At 70.1% G+C, this 18,825-nt stretch carries 18 protein-coding genes; 8 read left to right on the plus strand and 10 right to left on the minus strand.

The genetic code is table 11. The annotated features are described in order from the left end of the window. Positions 1-22: 22 nt before the first annotated feature. Positions 23-535, minus strand: coding sequence for a TspO/MBR family protein (locus ACU6XJ_RS16965; protein ID WP_476312239.1), 513 nt, complete (start codon positions 533-535; stop codon positions 23-25). Between the two features lie 165 nt (positions 536-700). On the opposite strand from ACU6XJ_RS16965, the gene ACU6XJ_RS16970 reads away from it, so the two are divergent. Then, the gene (locus ACU6XJ_RS16970) at positions 701-1,600 is read left to right on the plus strand and encodes a C40 family peptidase (protein ID WP_476312242.1); all 900 of its coding nucleotides are present in this window, start codon (positions 701-703) and stop codon (positions 1,598-1,600) included. Between the two features lie 78 nt (positions 1,601-1,678). Here ACU6XJ_RS16970 and ACU6XJ_RS16975 read toward each other — a convergent pair whose 3' ends face one another. Next, positions 1,679-2,806: a hypothetical protein gene (locus ACU6XJ_RS16975; RefSeq protein WP_476312245.1), complete on the minus strand. Its 1,128-nt coding sequence runs from the start codon at positions 2,804-2,806 to the stop codon at positions 1,679-1,681. A 368-nt stretch (positions 2,807-3,174) separates the two neighbouring features. Between ACU6XJ_RS16975 and ACU6XJ_RS16980 the strand changes: the two genes are divergently transcribed. Then, positions 3,175-4,719, plus strand: a complete 1,545-nt coding sequence (locus ACU6XJ_RS16980) for a S8 family peptidase (RefSeq protein WP_476312247.1) — start codon at positions 3,175-3,177, stop codon at positions 4,717-4,719. A gap of 92 nt (positions 4,720-4,811) precedes the next feature. Here the strand turns inward: ACU6XJ_RS16980 and ACU6XJ_RS16985 are convergent, their stop codons facing one another. The 4 genes from ACU6XJ_RS16985 to glgX all read right to left on the minus strand — a co-directional run bounded on the left by ACU6XJ_RS16985 (position 4,812) and on the right by glgX (position 8,556). Beyond that, entirely contained in the window at positions 4,812-5,102 is a 291-nt protein-coding gene (locus ACU6XJ_RS16985; protein WP_476312249.1) for a hypothetical protein, read from the minus strand. A 159-nt stretch (positions 5,103-5,261) separates the two neighbouring features. Further along, positions 5,262-5,657, minus strand: a complete 396-nt coding sequence (locus tag ACU6XJ_RS16990) for a rhodanese-like domain-containing protein (protein WP_476312252.1) — start codon at positions 5,655-5,657, stop codon at positions 5,262-5,264. Then, entirely contained in the window at positions 5,657-6,145 is a 489-nt protein-coding gene (locus ACU6XJ_RS16995; protein WP_476314069.1) for a cysteine dioxygenase, read from the minus strand. The genes ACU6XJ_RS16990 and ACU6XJ_RS16995 overlap by 1 nt, the downstream gene beginning before the upstream one ends. A 362-nt stretch (positions 6,146-6,507) precedes the next feature. Continuing rightward, entirely contained in the window at positions 6,508-8,556 is a 2,049-nt protein-coding gene (gene glgX, locus ACU6XJ_RS17000) for a glycogen debranching protein GlgX (RefSeq protein ID WP_476312253.1), read from the minus strand. Between the two features lie 153 nt (positions 8,557-8,709). On the opposite strand from glgX, the gene ACU6XJ_RS17005 reads away from it, so the two are divergent. The 5 genes from ACU6XJ_RS17005 to ACU6XJ_RS17025 all read left to right on the plus strand — a co-directional run bounded on the left by ACU6XJ_RS17005 (position 8,710) and on the right by ACU6XJ_RS17025 (position 13,796). Further along, entirely contained in the window at positions 8,710-9,474 is a 765-nt protein-coding gene (locus ACU6XJ_RS17005) for an ABC transporter ATP-binding protein (protein WP_476314070.1), read from the plus strand. A gap of 90 nt (positions 9,475-9,564) precedes the next feature. Next, positions 9,565-10,344: an enoyl-CoA hydratase/isomerase family protein gene (locus tag ACU6XJ_RS17010; protein ID WP_476312256.1), complete on the plus strand. Its 780-nt coding sequence runs from the start codon at positions 9,565-9,567 to the stop codon at positions 10,342-10,344. Further along, positions 10,341-11,297, plus strand: a complete 957-nt coding sequence (locus ACU6XJ_RS17015; RefSeq protein WP_476312258.1) for a class I SAM-dependent methyltransferase — start codon at positions 10,341-10,343, stop codon at positions 11,295-11,297. Before ACU6XJ_RS17010 ends, ACU6XJ_RS17015 begins: the two co-directional genes overlap by 4 nt. 48 nt (positions 11,298-11,345) lie before the next feature. After that, a complete protein-coding gene (locus ACU6XJ_RS17020) occupies positions 11,346-12,512 on the plus strand; it encodes a THUMP-like domain-containing protein (RefSeq protein ID WP_476312260.1) in 1,167 nt (388 codons plus the stop codon). Positions 12,513-12,623: 111 nt separating this feature from the next. Further along, complete coding sequence (locus tag ACU6XJ_RS17025; RefSeq protein WP_476312263.1) at positions 12,624-13,796, plus strand: glycoside hydrolase family 5 protein; 1,173 nt, start codon at positions 12,624-12,626, stop codon at positions 13,794-13,796. Here ACU6XJ_RS17025 and ACU6XJ_RS17030 read toward each other — a convergent pair. After that, entirely contained in the window at positions 13,789-14,745 is a 957-nt protein-coding gene (locus ACU6XJ_RS17030) for a nucleoside hydrolase (protein ID WP_476312266.1), read from the minus strand. The genes ACU6XJ_RS17025 and ACU6XJ_RS17030 overlap by 8 nt on opposite strands. A gap of 129 nt (positions 14,746-14,874) precedes the next feature. Here ACU6XJ_RS17030 and ACU6XJ_RS17035 point away from each other — a divergent pair, with 129 nt between their 5' ends. Continuing rightward, a complete protein-coding gene (locus tag ACU6XJ_RS17035; RefSeq protein ID WP_476312268.1) occupies positions 14,875-15,570 on the plus strand; it encodes an acyltransferase in 696 nt (231 codons plus the stop codon). Between the two features lie 118 nt (positions 15,571-15,688). Here ACU6XJ_RS17035 and ACU6XJ_RS17040 read toward each other — a convergent pair whose 3' ends face one another. Genes ACU6XJ_RS17040 through ACU6XJ_RS17050 form a run of 3 tightly spaced genes read right to left on the minus strand, consistent with a single transcriptional unit; the run spans position 15,689 to position 18,816 of the window. Then, positions 15,689-16,945 (minus strand): glycosyltransferase family 4 protein, encoded by a 1,257-nt coding sequence (locus ACU6XJ_RS17040; protein WP_476312271.1) that lies wholly within the window; start codon positions 16,943-16,945, stop codon positions 15,689-15,691. Between the two features lie 60 nt (positions 16,946-17,005). Beyond that, the gene (locus ACU6XJ_RS17045) at positions 17,006-17,626 is read right to left on the minus strand and encodes a response regulator (protein WP_476312274.1); all 621 of its coding nucleotides are present in this window, start codon (positions 17,624-17,626) and stop codon (positions 17,006-17,008) included. Further along, the gene (locus ACU6XJ_RS17050; RefSeq protein WP_476314072.1) at positions 17,623-18,816 is read right to left on the minus strand and encodes a sensor histidine kinase; all 1,194 of its coding nucleotides are present in this window, start codon (positions 18,814-18,816) and stop codon (positions 17,623-17,625) included. The genes ACU6XJ_RS17045 and ACU6XJ_RS17050 overlap by 4 nt, the downstream gene beginning before the upstream one ends. Between the last annotated feature and the right edge of the window lie 9 nt (positions 18,817-18,825).

Consider the following 18,825-nt stretch of genomic DNA (forward strand, 5'->3'; position numbering starts at 1 on the left):
GGTCGCTGAATGCGAAATGGGTTCAGGCCAGCCAGGCGAAGGCGCCGGTCAGCGCGGTGGCGAAGAGGATCCAGGCGAGGTAGGGGATGAGCAGCAGGGCGGCGGGGCGGGAGACGCGCCAGAAGTAGAGCATCGTGGTCGCGACGAGGACGTCCAGCACGATGATGATCAACAGTGAGATCTGGAGCCACTGGAGCGCGAAGAACGCAGGCGTCCAGAGCAGGTTGACCATGAGTTGGATCCACCAGAGGGTCAGGCCGTCCTTGGCGGCCGCCGCGTTGCGCTGGCGGTTGCGCCACACCAGCCAGGCCGACACCGCCATCAGGCCGTAGAGGACGAGCCACACGGGGCTGAAAACCCAGTCCGGTGGGGTGAAGCTGGGACGCTCGGCGTCGCGGTACCAGCCTTGGACGCCGACCGAACTGGCGAGCCCGCCGATGAAGGCCACGCCGTAGGCGGCGATCGCGAAGCCGATGAGAGCACCGATGGCGGGAGTCGAGGGCGGGGTTGTCTGCGCGACTCGATACGTGGGCACGACTTCAAGGGCAGCGCAGGCACGCGTGCGCCGCAACTTGATCAGGCGCGTGACTGATCGGACACAGTCCACGAAGGACTGAATCCTGGCGTTCACCGGTTTGGTCTATTGCTCTCCGCGTGTACTCCGAATGCACAGCTGATCGGCATTCGGGGAGGGATGGGCATGCGCAGGTATTTCGCGTTTCTCGCACTGGTGATCGCGGCGCCTTTCTTGTCGCCCACACCGGTATATGCCGAGAACAACCCCGAACCAGTGGTGGAGGCACACGCCCCACCCGGTTCCAGCGGGGCCACCGTGCACACCGGTGGCGCCACCCCACTCGCCCTGCGTGAACAGCCCACCGCCGACAGCGCGAAGCTCGGCGGCATCGGCTCCGGCACGCGGATCACCATCGAATGCCAACTGGCCGGGCAGAGCGTCAGCGGCGCGGTCAGCCGCACCCACGTCTGGGACCGCGTCAGCCACGGCGGGCGCGCAGGCTACGTCTCCCACGCCTACGTGAAGGCCGACCGCGGCAATATCCTCGACTGCATCGGGCAGCACCCCGCCGCCGACGACTGCTCGGCGGGCCACGGCCGCATCAACGGGCCCGCGGGCAACAGCCACGGCTCCGACCAGGAGCGCATTTCCCGAGTTCTCGACGTCGCTCGCTATTACGTCGGGAAAGGCCTTTCTTACTCGTGGGGCGCGGGCGGCAAGGGCGGCGCCTCGTGCGGCATCCCGACGCCCAGCCCGGCCGGATACCCCGATCACAAACGCTTCGGCATGGACTGCTCCGGCTACACCCTGCACGCCTTCTGGCGCGGGGCGGGCATAGACATCGGCGCCAACTCCAACGAGCAGTACCGCAAGGGCCGCCCGGTGGCCTACCACGAACTGCGCGCCGGTGACCTGGTGTTCCTGCACGACGGCCGCGACACCAACCGCACGGTGCACGTCGCGATCTACGTCGGCGACGGCCGCATCCTGGAGGCCTCCGCACCGCGCGGCGGCACCAGCATCCACCTCGGCTGGCTCTGGGGCTCCAACAAGATGGCCCACGCCATCCGCTTCATCGGCTGAACCCCGGTTTAGCGCCCTGAACCCGGCGGGGGACGCCCCGAAACAGGGTTCAGGGCGCTAAACAAATTGAGAGGCCCCCTAATTCACGTTGAGACGCGCTCGGAGCCGGGTCACGCGGGGCCACCAGGTCGACAGGAGCTCGGCCTCGGCCAGGGTGTGGCGGGCGGCGTTGTTGTCGCCCGCCGCCATCTGAGCGGAGGCGAGGGTGGCGAGATCGTCGGCCCGGCTGAGCGGGTGGTCGCTTTCGGCCGCGGCCGACTTCGCCAGGCGGGCGGCCTCCGCCGTGTCGCCGCCCAGCAGGGCGAGCAGGGCCTTGGCGCCGTTGAGCTTGAACGCCGGGTATCCCAGCTCCTTCGCGTCGGCCGCGGCCCGCTCGGCCATCGGCAGTCCCAACTCGGCGTCGAGCTGGCCCGCCTCCACGGCTGACGCGGCCAGCCCGGCGAGGCCCGCCAAGGTGAGCGCGAGATCGCGGGGCTGGGCGCCGGGCAGTTGGAGCAACTCCATGGTCTGCTGCACGCCCTCGGCGTAGCGGCCGTGGGCCTCGAGCACCGCGATCCGGGTCGCGCGGCTGGCCCGCAGTTCCGGGTGAGCGGTCACCAACTCGGTGGATACCCGGTCGGCGGTGGCCAGATCGCCCGCGTTCACCGCGTCCAAGGCGGCGTCCACCAGCGGCGCCGCCTCCAGTTCCGCGATCCGCACCGCGGGCAGCCTGGGCAACGTGAACAGCAGCCAGCCGGTGGAGGTGTTGGCGGCGTCGTGGCGCGGCAGCACCGCATGCAGCAGGGTCGCCGCCGCCCCGACCGCCAGTCCGGTCAACAGCGGCGTGTCCGCGGCGAAACCGAGCAGCACCGCCACCACGATCGCCACCAGCGCCGAGGTCACGCCCGCACACCACATGCGCAGCCGTACGGGTTTGCGCCGCGGGCCGACGGAGATCGACAGCAGCAGGGGAACGGCGCGCAGGACGATCACCAGCCGTCCCGGGCGCCACTCGCGCAGCCGAGGGCCGATACCGATCACGAAGCGGTGCAGGCGAAGGCCCCACACCAGCGTGCCCGCCAGCAGCCCCAATTGCAGCGCCGCCATCATCACCGGCACGCCGAGCACCGCGCCGACAGCGCCTGCCAGCCCGCCCGGCACCGACGGCAGCAGCACGACGAGCACGACGGCCACGGCGATCGTTATCAGCAGGCTCGGCCTGCGCATCCACCCCACGAAGCTTGAGACGGTACTCAGGAGCCCCGGGTTCCACCGCGGCGGCCGTTGCCAATGAGGCCTCGGGTTGGTAACAATTGAAAGGAACGCGTCATCGTGAAAAGCATAACGCTGGCAATATGCCGCGATGCTATACGCCGATTATAGGCAATGCGATCGACCATTTAAAGACTGTTTTAACGCAGCACACGGGCTTATTTTTCTGACACTTCGTACGAAGTCCTCCGACTGCCCAGGGTCACACCCTGTTTCCCCTGGTAGTCGGAGAAACGGTGTCGGTCGCAGCCTCCGTGGCGGTCGGCGCCGACCCCTGCACAGGAGGAACAAAAGTGGCGCGTATTTCGCATGTCCGGAGAGCCATGGCAGCGGCTCTCGGGATCACCGCGTTCGCCGCGGTGGGAGCAATTTCCACCGGCGCGGCAGCCGCGAACGAGGGCAGCATTCTGGCCGTCAATGGCGGCGAACAGGTCGCAGGCCGCTACATCGTGGTGCTCAAGGACGGGGCATCGGCCCGCTCCGAGTCGCCCGCCGCGGCCCGTGACCTCTCCGCCCGCTACGGCGGCAAAGTCCGCAGCGCGTGGACCTCGGCACTCAACGGGTTCTCGCTGGAGATCAGCGAGGACAAGGCCCGCACCCTGGCCGCCGACTCCAGGGTCGCCTACGTGCAACCGGTGGTCCGCTTCAAGATGCTCGACACCCAGAACAACCCCACCTGGGGCCTGGACCGCATCGACCAGCGCGACCTGCCGCTGAGCAGCACCTACACCTACGACACCACGGCGAGCAACGTCACCGCCTACATCATGGACACCGGCATCAACTACTCGCACAGCGACTTCGGTGGCCGGGCGAGCGCCGGTTTCGACGCGTTTAACGACGGCCGCAACGGCAGCGACTGCCAGGGCCACGGCACGCACGTCGCGGGCACCGTTGCCGGTAGCGCCTACGGTGTCGCCAAGGCGGCGAAGCTGGTGTCGATCCGGGTGCTCGACTGCCAGGGCTTCGGCTCCAACGAAGGCATCATCGACGGCATCAACTGGGTCAGCCAGAACGCCCGCAAGCCCGCCGTCGCGAACATGAGCCTGGGCGGTGGCGCCGACACCGCCATCGACAACGCTGTGAAGAACTCGATCGCCGCGGGCATCACCTACGCACTCGCCGCGGGCAACGAGGGCCAGAACGCCTGCAACGTCTCGCCCGCCCGCACGCCCGAGGCGATCACGGTGGCCGCCACCAACCGCAGCGACGGCCGGGTCTCCAACTCGATCTGGACGTCCAACTACGGAAGCTGCGTCGACCTGTTCGCCCCCGGCGACGGCATCGTCTCCGCCAGCCACACCAGCAACACCGGCACCGCCACCAAGAGCGGTACCTCGATGGCCACCCCGCACGTCGCGGGTGCCGCCGCGCTCTACCTGGCGGCCAACCCGAACGCCACGCCGCAGCAGGTCCGCGACGCGATCGTGAACAACACGACGACGGGCAAGGTCACCAACCTGGGCACCGGTTCGCCCAACAAGCTGCTCTACTCCCGCTTCGGCGGCACCAACCCGACCACCACGCCGCCCACCAGCACCACCCTGCCGCCCGGCGGGGGCACCTGCGCCGAGGAGACCTTCACCGGCTCCCTGAACAGCGGCGGCACGGCCTACCAGCCCAACGGCCGCTACTACCAGAGCACCGCGTCCGGCACCCACCGCGGCTGCCTGACCGGCCCGTCCGGCACCGACTTCGACCTGTACCTGCAGAAGTGGAACGGCTCCGCCTGGACCACCGTCGCGCAGGGCACCACCGAAGCCGCCAACGAGACGGTCACCTACAACGGCACGGCTGGTTATTACCGCTGGCTGGTCCACGCCTACAGCGGCTCCGGCTCCTACACCCTGAAGACCGACAACCCGTAAGAGCCTCGACCGAGTGTCCAGAGTCGGACTTGGTGTCCTAAGTCCGCTCAGGAGCCCCCTGATTCCCGGACTTAGGACCCTAAGTCCGGGAATCAGCGGTCGGTGATCCAGTTCGCGAGGCCGAAGGTGCCACGGACCGGTTCGTAGACGCGGGGGATGACCTCGGTTTGGGCCTCCATGGGTGGGCGGGGGCCGGGAAGGAAGCGGCGGATCGGGGGTTCGGGGGCCTGCGGGCCGAAGATGCCCGGTGGGATGGACAGCACGCCGTCGGGGCCCTCGGCGCTCGTGGCAGTGCGCGGCGCCTCGGCGGTGGCCGAGCCACCGGCGCCCAGCGTCACGCTGGCCGCCAGCACCGCGGTGGGTATCACCCAGACATTGCGCATCCCGCTGTACTCCGTGATCTGGTGCCTGGTCAGGGGCGGTTCCGGACGGTAACCAACGAAATACCCGCTGACGAGACACCCGAATGGCTCTCACCCTTCCGATACGCATTGCCGCCCGACCAGGCGACCTTTGTGCCTTGACGCACAAGCACAAAACGGTCAGGGCACCGCCGGTGTGCCTCCCGGCACCGTCGGCAGGCCCGCGGACTTCCACGCGCGGTAACCGCCAATCAGGTCCGTCGCCTTGGGCAGGCCGAGGCGCTGGGCATCGCGGGCGGCCAGGCTGGAGGCGTAGCCCTCGTTGCACAGCACGACCACCGTGGTGTCCTCGGTGAGGCCGCGCAGCCGGTGCTCGCCGTGCGGGTCCAGCCGCCACTCCAGCACGATCCGCTCGACCGGCACCGCGTCCGGGATCTCGCCCTCGGCGGCCCGGTTGGCATGCGGGCGGATGTCCACCAGCAGTGCCTCCCCAGCTCGCAGCAGCCGCTCCACCTGCTCCGGTGTCAACCGCTCCAGCGTGGAGCGGGCCTGGTCGAGCAGTTCATTGGCACCCATCACAAGCTCCGTTCCAAAACCTGCCTGCGGCCGGGCGCCAGCCCATAGTCGGCGAGGCTCGCATACTCGCGGACCGGCGTCAGCGGCGGCGAATAGGCGTGCACGGTGGCCGCGTCCACCACACCGGTGTTGCGCACCTGGTGCGCGCGGCCTGCCCCGAAGGCGACGGAGTCGCCGACCTTGTGCCGGTTGGTCCGGATCGGGCCGCCGGGGTAGCGGTAGTCCTCGCGGACCCCGCCCAGCAGCACGGTGAACGAGCCGGACGCGCCACCGTGGTCGTGCGGCTCGGTGCCCTGGCCCGGTGTCCAGGTGAGCAGCCACAACTCGACACCGGCGGTCAGCGCCAGCCGCGTCCACCAGCGCTGGGCGTCGTCGAAGCGCACCAGCGCCAGCAGTTCGTCGGTGAGCTCGCTCGCCACGTCCCTGGTGAGGTCGCGCAGCTCGCGAGGAGTCCACAGGGGACGATTGGGGTGAATCAGGTCGTGCATCAGCCGCAGGTCCACCTGCGGTGCGAGGTCGGTGGTACCCAGCGGCAGCGGGGTCACGTCGGCGGGGTCCGGCAGGTCTCCGACTGGCTGAGTGCGCAGCGCGGTCGTCATGAATTGCTCCAGAAGGTCCAGTGGGATGGCATGGATGAACCGGCTGGACGACGCGACACGTGGATCAGCGGACGCCGAGAAACCGCCTGTGCAAAGAAAGGACGTCGAACGCTGTCAGATCACGCGTCGCGTCCGCGGACACGCACAGCTCGCGACGCGCAGGTAGTCGACTGCGCGATCGCTGGTGAGCAGCGTTCCGGACATGCCTTGCATGTTACAGACGGGTCACACGCGGGCGGATGTGATCCGGCTCATTCCCGCGCCCGCATCAACCGCAGGGTGCGCCCCGGCAACTCCATCTCCTCGCCCGCCGCGAACGCGGCGCCCCGCGGGTCGCCGACCGGCGAGTCGGTGTCCAGCACGACCTCGTACCGCCGCCCGTACTCGGCTGGCGGCAGCGTGATTGTGGTCGGCTCCGCACCCGCGTGCAGCACCAGCAACCAGGCGTGCCCGCACGACGAGGCGTCGATCCACATGCCGAGCGTCCGCCGGTCCTCGTCGAACCAGTCGATCTCCGACATCTCCTCGCCGTCGCCGCGGAACCAGATCAGGTCCGGTTCATCCGGATACGCGTCGTGGCCTTGGAAGAACTCCGGCTGCCGCAGCGCGGAACAGTCCGCGCGGACCCGCAGCAGCCTGCGGGTGAACTCCAACAGATCCGGCTGCTCGGTCCGCCAGTGCACCCAGGAGACCTCGTTGTCCTGGCAGTAGGCGTTGTTGTTGCCGCCCTGCGTGCGCCACAACTCGTCCCCGCCGAGCAGCATCGGCGTCCCGGTGGACAGCAGCAGCGTGGCCAGCAGGTTGCGCGCCTGCCTTACCCGAAGCGGCGTCAACTCCGGATCGTCGCCCTCCACACCGAGGTTGTAGGAGCGGTTGTCGTTGGTGCCGTCCCGGTTCTCCTCGCCGTTGGCCTCGTTGTGCTTGTCGTTGTAGGACACCAGGTCGCGCAGCGTGAAACCGTCGTGCGCGGTCACGAAGTTCACCGACTGCCACGGTCGGCGGCCGTCGTCGGCGTAGAGGTCCGAGGAGCCGGTGAGGCGGTAGGCAAGGTCGCGTACGCCGGTCGCGCCGCGCCAGATGTCCCGCACGGTGTCCCGGTACCGGCCGTTCCACTCCGCCCACTGCACCGCGAAATTGCCGACCTGATACCCCTCGCCGGTGGCGTCCCACGGTTCGGCGATCAGCTTGACCTGCGTCAGCAGCGGATCGCAGGTGATCGCGGTGAGCAGCTTGGCGTGCCGGTCGAAGTCCAACGCGCCGGGCCGTCCCAGCACGCTGGCGAGGTCGAAGCGGAAGCCGTCCACGCCCAACTCGCTCACCCAGTACCGCAACGAGTCCAGCACCAGCCGCACCACTGTGGGCGAACCGGCGTCCAGGGTGTTGCCGCAGCCGGTGACGTCCCGGCAGGCCCCGCCGGGGCCGTGCGCGTAGTAGGCGGGCGCGTCGAAACCGCGGAAGCACAGCGTGCTGCCGTCGAAGCCGCCTTCGCAGGTGTGGTTGAACACCACGTCCAGCACGACCTCGATGCCCGCGGCGTGCAGCGCCGAGACCATGGCGCGGAACTCGGCGATCTCCGCGCCGGGTTGGCTGGCGAAGCCCGGGTGCGGCGCGAAGAAGCCCAGCGACGAGTAGCCCCAGTAGTTGCGCCTGCCCGCCCGCATCAGCGGCGGCTCGGTGACGAACGCGTGCACCGGCAGCAGCTCCACCGTGGTCACGCCGAGACCGCGCAGGTGCTCGATCACCGCGGGATGGGCCAGTCCGAGGTAGGTGCCGCGCAGGTGCTCGGGCACCTCGGGGTGGAGTTTGGTGAACCCCCGCACGTGCACCTCGTAGACCACGGTGTCCGGCCACGGCACCATCGGCCTGCTCACCACGTCCACCGTGCCCGGCTGGGTCACCACCGACAACGGCACCGAGCCGAGCGAGTCCACCACCGAGGGCGGCCCGGTCATCGGATCACCCTCGAAGCCCTGTGCCGCAGCCAGATCCGTCAGATGCCCGGTGATCTGGCGGGCGTAGGGGTCGACCAGCAGCTTCTCCGGGTTGCACCGGGCGCCCCAGGACGGGTCGTAGGGGCCGTGCACGCGGAAGCCGTACCGCTGGCCGGGGCCGACGTCCGGCACGATGCCGTGCCACACGCCGTAGGTGCGTTCGGGCAGCTCAACCCGTCTTTCGGTGCCGTCCGCGCCGATCAGGCAGACCTCGACGGCATCGGCGATCGAGGACGCCACCGCGAAGCGCACACCCCCATCGGTGGGGTGGGCGCCGAGTGGGAACGGTTGGCCGGGTGGGACGGACACGCCTTCGATCTTCGCCGATGATCGGGGTCCAGCGCGAGAGGTGAGGTACTCCCGGCCGAATGCCGCCGTGGTGCTGTCGGCAACAATGGGGGTGTGACCGAGCGCGACACCCAGCAGGACGATCTTGTCGACGTCACGGACCTCGTGGTGCGGATGGACTCCGTCAGCGTGCGACGGGGCAAGACGCACCTGGTCAAGGGCATCAACTGGCAGGTGGAACTCGACGAACGCTGGGTGATCCTCGGCCCCAACGGCGCGGGCAAGACCACGCTGCTGCGGCTGGCCGCCGCGCAGCTTCACCCCACGACCGGCAAGGTGCACCTGCTCGGCGAGCGGCTCGGCCGCGTCGACATCCGCGAGCTTCAGCCCCGCATCGGCTTCTGCTCCGCGGCCTTCGGCACCCGCGTTCCCGCCGAGGAGAAGGTCCGCGACCTCGTGGTCAGCGCCGGTTACGCCGTGGTCGGCCGGTGGCGCGAGGAGTACGACCAGTTCGACCTCGACCGCGCGCAGGCACTGCTCAAGCGCCTGGGCATGGGCGAGTTGGCCGACCGCGAGTTCGGCACGCTGTCCGAGGGGGAGCGCAAGCGCACCCTCATCGCGCGGGCGCTGATGACCGACCCCGAGGTGCTGCTCATGGACGAGCCCGCCGCCGGGCTCGACCTGGGTGGCCGCGAGGACCTCGTCGCGCTGCTCACCGAACTCGCCGCCGACCCGGACGCGCCCGCCCAGGTGCTGGTCACCCACCACGTCGAGGAGATCCCGCCCGGCTTCACCCACGCCATGCTGCTGCGCCAAGGCGGGGTGGTCGCGCAGGGCCTGCTGGACGAGGTGATCACCGAGCCGAACCTGGCCGCCGCCTTCGACCAAGACCTGCGGCTGGACCGCACCGACGGGCGGTACTTCGCGCGCCGCCGGTGAAATGTGACCGGTTTTACGCGGGAGTGCCCTGGAGCGAACCGGGCGGTAACCTCCGCTTCAGTTGCTGTGAGGCTGCTAGGAGGCAGACGCGTGGGCGAGTTCGTCAGGCTTGAGGTTGACGGCGGCATCGGCACCATCCGGCTGGAGCGACCGCCGATGAACGCGCTGAACAAGCAGGTCCAGGAGGAAATCCGGGCCGCCGCCCACGAGGCAACCGACCGCGCCGACGTCCGCGCCGTGATCGTCTACGGCGGCGAGAAGGTCTTCGCCGCGGGCGCCGACATCAAGGAGATGGCCGACATGTCCTACGCGGACATGGCCGAGCGCGCGGGCAAGCTGTCCTCCGCCTTCACCGCCGTCGCGGACATCCCCAAGCCCACCGTCGCCGCCATCACCGGCTACGCCCTCGGCGGCGGCTTCGAACTCGCGCTGTGCTGCGACCGCCGCATCGCGGGCGACAACGCCAAGGTCGGCCAGCCCGAGATCCTGCTGGGCATCATCCCCGGCGCGGGCGGCACCCAGCGGCTGGCCCGCCTCGTCGGCCCCGCCAAAGCCAAGGACCTCGTCTACACCGGCCGCTTCGTGCCCGCCAACGAGGCACTGGACCTGGGCATGGTGGACGAGGTCGTGCCCGCCGACGAGGTCTACAACGCCGCCCGCACCTGGGCCGGGCAGTTCACCGGCGGTCCCGCCCGCGCACTGGCCGCCGCCAAGGCCGCCATCGACGGCGGCCTGGACACCGACCTCGGCAACGGCCTGAAGCTGGAGACGCACCTGTTCGCCGCGTTGTTCGCCACCGAGGACCAGAAGCAGGGCATGGCCTCCTTCGTGGAGAACGGCCCCGGCAAGGCGAAGTTCGTGGGCCGATGAGCCCCGACCCCACCCCGAACCCGCACGCCAGCGCCGCCGAGATCGAGGCGGCCTGGCGGGACCCCAAGCTCGCCAACGTGCTCTACCACGACTGGGAGGCGGGCACCTACGACGAGAAGTGGTCGATCTCCTACGACGAGCGCTGCATCGACTACGCCGTCGGCCGCTTCAAGGCCATCGCGGGTGAGCGCGACTGGCCCTACGGCCGCGCCCTGGAGATCGGCTGCGGCACCGGGTTCTTCCTGCTCAACCTCATGCAGGGCGGCGTGATCGGCAAAGGCTCGGTCACCGACCTCTCACCCGGCATGGTCGAGGTGGCGCTGCGCAACGCCAAGGGCCTCGGTCTCGACGTGGACGGTCGGGTCGCCGACGCCGAGCGCATCCCGTACGAGGACAACACCTTCGACCTCGTGATCGGGCACGCGGTGCTGCACCACATCCCGGACATCCCCGCCGCGATGCGCGAGGTGCTGCGCGTGCTCAAACCCGGCGGCCGCTTCGTCTTCGCGGGCGACCCGACGCGCGTCGGCGACTTCTACGCCCGCAGGCTGGGCCGGGTCACCTGGTGGTTGACCACCAACCTCACCCGCCTGCCCCCGTTGCAGGGCTGGCGCCGCCCGCAGACCGAACTGGACGAGTCGTCGCGGGCGGCGGCCCTGGAGGCCGTGGTCGACCTGCACACCTTCGACCCCGCCGAACTGGAGCGGACCGCCCGCGAGGCCGGTGCCCGCGAGGTGCACGCCGTGACCGAGGAGTTCTCGGCGGCCCTGTTCGGCTGGCCGGTGCGCACCTTCGAGGCCGCCGTGCCCAAGCAACGCCTCGGCATGGGCTGGGCGAACTTCGCCTACCGCACCTGGCAGCGGTTGACCTGGCTGGACGAGAACGTCTTCGCCAGGGTGCTGCCGCGCGAGGTGTTCTACAACGTGCTGGTGACCGGCCGGAAGGGACCGTGAGTGGATAATCGGGTGCCCACCCGACTCCACACCCGCGAGCCCTGACCTGTGGCCTTCACCTTCACCGCCGCCGACGTCGGCTACCTCCGCTCGCCCGAGGGCGAGGCAGCGCTGCGCGTCGCCGCCGACCTCCCGCTGACACCCGCCTCCCGGCTGCCCGACCTGGCCACCCTGCGGGCAGTCGCGGGCGAGTACGCCGCGGCGGTGCTGGAGACCGCGGTCTTGCGCCGCCGGGCGCTGTCCAAACTGGACGGTGCCGAACGGTGGCTGTTCACCGACGAGGCGTTGCAGCAGGCGACTGCGTCGCCGGTGGCCCGACACCGCGCCCGGCGGCTGCGCGGCCGGGCCGTGCACGACGTGACCTGCTCGATCGGCGCCGAACTCGCCGAACTGGCGGGTGTTGCGGACCGCTGCGTCGGGTCCGACCTGGACCCGGTGCGGCTGGCGATGGCCGAGCACAACCTGGCCGGGCGGGTACCGCTGCTGCGGGCTGACGCGCTGCGGCCGATCACCACCGGCGCCGTGGTGCTCGCCGACCCCGCGCGGCGGGACGACTCCGGCAGGCGCCGGTGGAACCCGGCCGACCTCAGCCCGCCGCTGGACACCCTCGCCGAGGTCTACCAGGGCCGCGACCTGGTCGTGAAGTGCGCGCCTGGCCTGGACTTCGAGGCGGTGCCGTGGGCGGCCGAGATCGAGATCGTGTCGCTCGCGGGCTCCGTGCGCGAGGCGGTGCTGTGGAGCGCTGGGCTCGCCGAACCCGGCGTCCGGCGCCGCGCCAGCGTGCTCGGACCGGACGGTCCGCTGTGGACGGTCACCGACGCCGAACCCGACGACTGCCCGGTGCGGGCGGTCGGCGAGTGGATAGTGGACCCCGACGGCGCCGTGGTGCGGTCCGGACTGGTGCGCCACTACGCGGCCCGCCACGGCCTTGGCCAGTTGGACCCGCGCATCGCCTACCTCACCGGCGACACCCCGCCGCAGGGCACGCGGGCCTTCCAAGTGTTCGACTCGGGCAGGTTCACCGAGAAGACGCTGCGCACGATGCTGCGCAAGCACGACATCGGCAGGCTGGAGATCCTGGTCCGCGGGCTGCCCGTCGACCCTGACGCGCTGCGGCGCAGGCTCAAGCTCACCGGAAGCGCCGAGGCCAGCGTGGTGCTGACCCGGATCGGGGACACCCCGACGGCGTTTTTGTGCCGTGCGGCACGCTGCTGAGCGGAGAATTTTCGTCAAACGGGCCTAACGAGACCGATTCGGTATTGCCATCCCGAAAAAAGATGAATAAGTTCCATGTTCGTCGGGGTGGTTGGCGCAGGGGAGCGAACGATGCGGGCAGCCGTGACAGTCATCGTGTTGATGCTGCTGACGAGCCTGACTCCGGCGGCCGCGGAACAGGGGCCGCATGCCGCCGGCGTTCTGCGCCAACTCACCACCGACGCAGGCCAACCGATCCGCCTGCGCGGCCTGAACAACGGCCACAGCGCCAAGGTCTCCGCCGACGCCATGCCGTGGACGCAGGCCCGGCACATCGACGCCGAGGCGGCCAAGCTGCGCTCCAACGGAGTACGCCTGCTGATCTTCTGGGCCAAGGTCGAACCCGCTCCCGGCCGCTACGACGAGTCCTATCTGGACGCCGTCGCCGAGCGAATCCGCTGGTACCACAACGCGGGCATGCAGGTCGTCCTGGACATGCACCAAGACCTGTGGGGCCCGGCCTTCGACCGCGCGGTCGGCGACCCGGTCGGCAACAACGGCGCCCCCGAATGGGCCACCCACTTCGACGGCCTCCCCGTCACCAAACGCGAGCCGTGGGCGCTGGCCTACCTCGAGCCCGGCGTGACCAGGGCGTTCGACCACTTCTGGGGCACCACCGGCCAACACCCCGAACTGCGCGAGCACTTCATCGCCGCCTGGCGGCACGTGGCGAAGCGGTTCGCGGCCACGCCCGGCGTGATCGGCTACGACCTGTTCAACGAGCCCTGGGGTGGCAGCGTGCCGTACCCGGTCTTCGAGCGGACCCTGCTCGCCCCGCTGTACCAGCGCACCATCGACGCCATCCGCGAGGTGGACTCCAACCGGTGGATTCTGTTGGAACCACAGGCTTTCGGCGTCAACTGGGGACTACCTTCCGCTCTGCCGCGGCTCGCCGATCCCCGACCCGGTGAGCCGCGGCTCGCTTACGCCCCGCACCTGTACCCGCCGCTGCTGGACACCGGCCAGAACTACACCGGCCTGACCAAGCTGCTGACCAAGGCCGAGGTCGAACTGTGGCGGGTCGCGTCGGTCGAGACCGCCCGCCGGATGAACGCCCCGCTGGTGATCGGCGAATTCGGCCTGGACGCCACGAAACCGGGCGCACTGGACTACGTCGACGACATCACCGCACTGGCCGAGCAGGTCGGCGCGAGTTGGCTGTACTGGTCCAACGACCCCGGAGGCTGGGGACCGTACCGCCCCGACGGCGGCTGGGCGCCGCTGGCCGACCATCTCGCTAGGTGACGGGTGCGAGCCCGGCGAGACGGCGGAGCAGGAACTGCTTGAGCGCCACCAGGTCGGCGTCCAACGCGATGTCGATCTCGCGGCCGCGGGAGAGCGTGTTCAACGGCCGCTGATCCACGATCGTGGTGCCGCGCGCCGGACCCATCCCGCAGGCCACCTCCACCGGGTAGCGCCTACAGGACAGGATGCCCGGCTGGATCGCCTCGGCGAGCGCGACCGCGTCGTGCAGCACCAGCATGTCGTGCCCCATCGCGCGGGAGTAGAAGGACCGGTAGACCTCGCTCAGCGCGATCAGCGCGTCGCCGACCGGACCCGACGACCCCAGTTCGCCAAGCCAGTCGGTGCCCACCGCACACCGGTAAGTCAGGTCCAGTGGGATTAGCGTGATCGGGATGTCCTCCTCGACCAGCACCCGGCGGGCGGCCTCCGGATCGGCCCAGATGTTGAATTCGGCCGTCGGGGTCACGTTGCCCATGCCCATGGAACCGCCCATCACCACCAGCCTGCCGATGCGGCCCGCCAGATCGGGGTGGGCGGCCAGCAGCGCCGCGACGTTGGTGAGCGGACCGATCGCGGCGAGCGTCACCGGCACCTCGGAGTTGCCGAGCACCTCGGCCATCAACTCGACCGCCCGCAGCTTGCTGACCGGCGCGGGCGCGGGCAGCCGTGGCGCCATCCCGCCGAGCCCGTCGGCACCATGCACATTGATCTCGCGGTCGGCCATCGGGTAGATCAGCGGGCGCTCGGCGCCGGGCGCGACAGGCACGTCCTGGCGACCGCACAGAGCCAGGATGCGCAGCGCGTTCTCGGTGGTCGTCCCCAGACTGACGTTGCCGAAGACCGTGGTCACTGCACGCAGGTCGACCTCGGGGCTGGCCGCGGCCAGCGCGAGGGCGTACGCGTCGTCCACACCGGGGTCGGTGTCGATGATCAGCGGTATCCGTGGCATGTTGTTCACCCTAAACGGTGTAGTTGACGGATGAATGGCTTTACGGATGGGTGGCCGAGTCGTTATCTGGTTGATGGTGATGTTGCCGCTTTCCGGTAATGCCGACCTGCCCGGTAAGGTGCATTGCTCGTGACGATTCCCAGCGCCCGATTTCTCACCTTCGCCTCGCTCCGGTGGGTGCTGCGGCATCGCGCCTACACCCCCTGGTACCTGGTCCGATACTGGCGCCTGCTGCGCCTGCGGCTGCTCTATCCGAACATTCGGATGCACGGCCTGGTTTTCCTCGGCAGGGGCGTCCGCATCTCCTGCCGCCGCGGCTATGCCCGAATGGAGATCGGCCGCTGGGTGCACATTGGAGACGGCACGGCCATTAGGTGCCACGAGGGCTCGGTGCGTATCGGCGACAAGGCTGTCTTCGGCAACAACGTCACCGTGAACTGCTATCTGGACGTGGAAATCGGCGCCTCCACGCTGCTCGCCGACGACGTCTACATCAACGACTTCGACCACCGCATGGACCGCCTCGACCTGCCCATCAAGGACCAGGGCATCGTCAAAACCCCGGTCCGCATCGGCCCCGACTGCTGGCTGGGCACCAAGGTCGCCGTGCTCCGCGGCTGCCGCATCGGCCGAGGCAGCGTGCTCGGCGCCCACGCCGTCGCCCGCGGCGAGATCCCGCCGTACTCGATCGCGGTCGGCATCCCGGCCCGTGTGGTCCGCAACCGCAAGGCCGACTTCGAGGCCTCCGTAGTCGAACGCCGCGCCCGCGAGGCCGCGATCGCCGACATGGCCCGCAAAGCCGACCGCGCCGTTCGGCACACCTGATACTCGGTGGCCCGCCGACGGCGCGCTGTGAGGATTGCAGGCATGCACCAGTCTCATTCCTGTCGCATTCAAAATGCTGCACAGAAGATGCAGTCGGGCTCGACGCCGGTCTGACGTCCTACGTCTGGGTGAAGGCGTTGCCCGAGGCGATCTTCGGGCGGGGGAGCGGAGAGTGGGCGCGGCGCTCGGTCACCGCGTAGCGGGCCGCGGTGTCGCGGGCGATATGCGTCCAGTTGAAATCCGTCGCCAGACGGGCCTTGGCGGCCTTGGCGCGGTGGGCGGCAGCCTTGGGGTCGTTGAGGACCCGGCGGACGGCGTCGGCGATCCTGGGGATGTCACCGGGCGGGAAGGACAGGCCGGTTTCGCCGTCGCGGACGATCTCGCCGAGGCCGCCCGCGGTGGAGGTGACCAAAGGGGTGCCCGCGGCCGCCGCCTCAAGGGCGACGATGCCGAAGGGCTCGTAGCGGCTGGGCAGCGTGATGGCGTCGGCGCAGGCCACCAGCGCCGTCAAGGTGCGGTCGGGGAGGTGGCCGACGAAGGTCACGGCGCGCTTGACGCGGTGTTTGCGGGCCTGGTCCTGCAACAGCTGAAGCTGGCGGCCGCGGCCCGCGACGACCAGGCGGGTGCGGGGATGGGTGCGGCGGATGCGGGGCAGCGCGGCCAGCAGGTCCTGCACGCCCTTCTCCCACTCCAGGCGCCCGAAGTAGAGCAGTAGCTGCTCGTCCTCGGCGGCGAACTCCGCGCGGACCTTGGCGACCTCGGCGGGCCGGACCCGCCAGCTTCGCGGCTCGATGCCGTTGTGCAGCACGGTGATCAACGAGGGGTCCACCTCGAACAGGTGCGTGACCTCCTCGCGCATGGCCGAGGAGCAGGTGATCACCGCGTCGGAGCGGTTGGCCAGCCACCACTCCACCGAGTGGACCTGCTGGTTCAGCGGGTGGGACAGCCAGCCGCTGTGGCGGCCCGCCTCGGTGGCGTGCACGGTCGACACCAGCGGCACGCCCGCGGCCTCGGCCAGCGCGATGGCCGGATGGGCCACCAGCCAGTCGTGGGCGTGCACCACCTCGGGGCGCCAGTCGGCGAGCAGGGTGTACCCGGCCCGGGTCATCGCGTGGCCCATCGCGAGCGTCCAGCCCACCAGGTCATGCTCGAAGCTCAGATGCGCGGGGTCCTCGGCCACCCGGATCAGCCGCACGCCCTCGGCGACGGTGTCAGTGGTGGGGTGGGTGCCCGCGTCGCTGCCGGTCGGCTGCCTGCACAGCACGACCACCTCATGGCCCTGCTTGGCCAGTTCCACCGCGAGGGCGTGCACGTGCCTGCCCAGTCCGCCCACCACGACGGGCGGGTATTCCCAGGAGAGCATCAGGACGCGCATACGACTCCATTCTCCTGGCGGACACCATATGTTACCCGCCGGTAGTAAGAGTGCTCAGAGCTAGCCAAGCAGACCCCGTTTGTACGCCTCGCTGACGGCGGCGGCCCGGTCCCGGACGCCCAGCTTCTCGTAGACGTGCAGGAGGTGGGTCTTGATGGTGGCCTCGCTGATGAACAGGGCGGCGGCGGCCTCGCGGTTCGTGCTGCCCGCGGCGACCAGCCGCAGGACTTCCAGCTCACGAGCGCTCAGCACCTCGGGCGCCGGGCGCCGCACCTGGCCCATCAGCTTCCCGGCCACCGACGGGGACAGCACTGCCTCGCCGCGGAACGCCGCGAGGATGGCGCGGATCAGGTCGTCGCGCGGGGCGTCCTTGAGCAGGTAGCCGGTCGCGCCCGCCTCGATCGCGGGCAGCACGTCGGCGTCGGTGTCATACGTGGTCAACACCAGCACCCGCGCGGGCAGGCCGAGCTCGGCCATCCGCCGGATCGCGCTGACCCCGTCCAACTCGGGCATCCGCAGGTCCATCAGCACCACGTCCGGCGCCAGCGACTGTGCCATCGCCACCGCCTGAGCGCCGTTGGCGGCCTCCCCGAGCACCTCGAACTGCGGGTCGCTGGAGAGCACTCCGCGCAGGCCGTCTCGCACGATCGGATGGTCGTCGGCGATGAGCAGGCGGATCACAGGGCCGCGCCGATCGCGGGCACGGTCGCGTTGACCGTGGTGCCCTCGCCGGGAGTGCTTTCGATCTCCAGCCTGCCCGCCACCCGCTCCAGCCGCTGCCGCATCGCCGACAGCCCGAAGCCCACGCCGCCCGGCACGAACCCGACGCCATCGTCGCGGACGTCGAGCAGCACCACGTCCTCCAGGTAGGACAGGGTGAGGCCGACCCTGCTCGCGCGGGCGTGTTTGGCCACGTTGGTCAGTGCCTCCTGCGCCACCCTGAACAGGGTGACGTCGATGTCGGTGGTCAGCCTGCGGACCTCGCCGTTGGTCTCCACCCGCACCGGGACGCCCGCGGTCGACGTCCAGCCGCGGGCGAGGTCGGCGATGGCCTCGGGCAGGTGGGCCTCCTGCAGCGACTGCGGGCTCAGCGCCGCCACCGAGCGCCGGGCCTCGGTGAGGTTGTCCCTGGCGAGGGTCTGCGCGGTGCTGACGTGCCGCTGCCAGTGCGCCGGGTCGAGCTCGGCGGCCTCCAGTTGCCGGACGATGCCGGTCAGGCCTTGCGCCAGCGTGTCGTGGATCTCCGCGGCCAGCCGCTGCCGCTCGTCCAGCACGCCCGCCTCCCGCGCCTGCACCACGAGCTGGTTGTGCAGGCCCGCGTTTTCCGCCAGCGTCGCCTCCAGCTTCGCGTTGGCCTGCGCGAGCTCGTCCACCATCCGGCGGCGCTGCTCGCTCTCCAGCTCCACCGCCCGTCCGATCAGTCCCATGATCGTGGCCGGGATGGCGTTCAGCGCGATGGTGCCCGCGAAGGCCGCCACGGGGCCGCTCCTGGCCTCGGGAAGGGTGCCGCCCCACTGCGACAGCGCCGACAACACCGCCACCGAGATCATGCCCGCGATGACCCAGCGACCGGGGAACAACGCGATGGCGTACAGGTAGCCGGACCAGGCGAACGCGCCGTACCACCCGCTGCGGGTGACCAGCAGCAGGGTGAGCGCCAGGAAACCGGCGAAGAACACGATCGAGCGGACCCGGCGCTGCTCCCACTCCACGCGCAGCGTCGCGGTGAGGAGCAGCCAACTGCCCGCCAGCACCGCAAGGCCGATCGTGGTCAGCCGTTGTGACCAGTCCGGGGTGCCGGTGTGCTCCTCGACGGCCAGTGCCAGCACCGTCGAGGCGACGAGCATGAACCCGGAGATGGCGCCAGGCACTCGCAACTG

The organism is Actinorectispora metalli, assembly GCF_056323685.1.